This window comes from Synechococcales cyanobacterium T60_A2020_003 (genome assembly GCA_015272205.1).
GTDB lineage: Bacteria > Cyanobacteriota > Cyanobacteriia > RECH01 > RECH01 > JACYMB01.
Window position 1 is genome coordinate 1 of sequence record JACYMB010000212.1, and the last position, 1,932, is coordinate 1,932.

2 protein-coding genes and 1 pseudogene are annotated in these 1,932 nt (G+C 52.8%); all 3 read left to right on the top strand.

Features of this window, described 5'->3' with window-relative positions; translation table 11 throughout:
- Positions 1–413 precede the first annotated feature (413 nt).
- The 3 genes and pseudogenes from ilvN (at position 414) to IGR76_10650 (ending at position 1,907) form a co-directional block, all read left to right on the top strand.
- Positions 414–941, top strand: coding sequence for an acetolactate synthase small subunit (gene ilvN, locus IGR76_10640; protein ID MBF2078950.1), 528 nt, complete (start codon positions 414–416; stop codon positions 939–941).
- A 39-nt stretch (positions 942–980) separates the two neighbouring features.
- Positions 981–1,295: pseudogene (locus IGR76_10645) on the top strand (hypothetical protein).
- 84 nt (positions 1,296–1,379) lie between these two features.
- Entirely contained in the window at positions 1,380–1,907 is a 528-nt protein-coding gene (locus IGR76_10650) for a hypothetical protein (GenBank protein ID MBF2078951.1), read from the top strand.
- Positions 1,908–1,932 lie beyond the last annotated feature (25 nt).

The following is a 1,932-nucleotide window of genomic DNA, read 5'->3' on the forward strand; positions in this document are numbered from 1 at the left end:
CCCTGGCGACTGTGGAACGCTTCACCAAATTCATCGGAAAAGAAGGTGAAGGAACCGTCATTGGTGGGCTGAGGAACCCATAGGATGTCGGGCATGGTCACTGTTTTGAGGGTTCAAGGTGGGGTTAGATAGGGGCGTGTCCATGATGCGATCGCCCCATTCATCCTAATCCTACTGCGAATTGACGGAGACTCTTGAGGCCGAGAGACTCTCAGCTTAGACTTTTGCGATCGCCCCGTATCGGGATAAAATCGAATCTCATCATTTTCAAACAATTCACAGCAACAACTCCACATCCACTGCCTCAAAATGCGAGACTAGACAAGGCATGGGGTGAGAGTCCTCCATGTGCCGCTCGCCAACCTTCGTTAAACTGAGCTTTTCACCTGCACGTAGACACAACGCACGCTCCTATGAAACACACATTATCGGTTCTAGTTGAAGATGAAGCGGGAGTTCTGACCCGCATCGCGGGTTTGTTTGCCCGACGCGGTTTTAATATCGAAAGTCTTGCTGTGGGTCACGCTGAACAGTCCACCGCCTCCCGCATCACGATGGTGGTTTCAGGTGACGATCACGTAATCGAGCAAATTACCAAACAGCTCTACAAACTCATCAACGTCATCAAAGTGCAGGACATCACCGAAGTGCCCTGCGTTGAACGAGAATTGATGCTGCTGAAAGTCAACGCCACTAGCTCTAACCGTTCAGAAATTATTGAGCTAGCGCAAATCTTTCGGGCGCGGGTTGTAGACGTGGCTGAAGATTCTCTCACCCTAGAAGTCGTTGGTGATCCAGGAAAAATGGTCGCCATTGAGCAGGTTTTAAATCGCTTTGGGATTCGGGAAATTGCCCGCACCGGGAAAATCGCGCTTCCTCGCGAATCGGGTGTGAATACCGAATACCTGAAAACCTTGGTTTCTAGCGAAACCAGACTGTAAGCTGTTGGGTGTCGTTTAGGTTGCAACTGAAGACTAGCCATGCACCATCCGTTCCAACATGGCGACACATTCTATAGCCTTGGTGGGCACTTCTGCTATCGCGTGATTGGCCCCTGCTGCCGACTATACGACCGGGAAGAACTCCCCTGGCCGTGCTGTCGGATTCAGTGGCGGGGCAAGGAACCCAGTTGGCGGCGAATTGGGCGGCGGTTTGTGCCGGATATGGCCACTCGCAATGCACCGTCCTATTGCGTGGTGATTCTGGGGCAGGAAGCGACGACGGAACCCCATGTGATCACGCTGTATTGGGATAAGCTTCCGGCTCCACTGAAAGAGTGGTGGCACTCGAGTAAACCGCACACAGAGTGGGCGATCGCCCCTCCGTCCGTGGAGGATGAGGCCCAGGCAAAGGTTTAGCATTAGTGTGGCGCAAACAGAGTGATTACAATTCTACGAGGCGATCGCATGGAGGTTAGTGAGCTTAAGATTCTGCTCGACTTGCTAGGACATCCCCCTGACTATCGCACTGCCCTATCCCAGCTTACGAGTGGGGGTAAATCCAGCGATCGCGATCGCGCCATCCGTCAACTGTGCGATCGCGGTTTTGTCGCCTATTCAGAAACGATCCTACGATTTAGAACGACTCCCCCTGGTAAAGCACTTCTCAAACTACAATCAACGGATTTGCCTGTGGATGAGCGCGATCGCGATCTCCTGCGTCAGGCCATCTCTGGGTACTTAACCCCTAGTCAAGCGAAGCTGCCACTAGGCGATCGCCAGCCCATTCGGCAATCCCTTCGCCACCGGGGCCTCATTCAAGCCGAAACCAAGGTGAACGAACTCTGGATCACCCCGGAAGGGCTTGCCTACCTTCGTCACACCTACCTCCCGGAGAGTGAAGCAAATCTGGTTCTCAGTTCAGCCCTACTCCGAAACGTACCTGGTCACCGCAATAAGAATTGTTAATGAGAATGGCTGAAGCAGCTACATT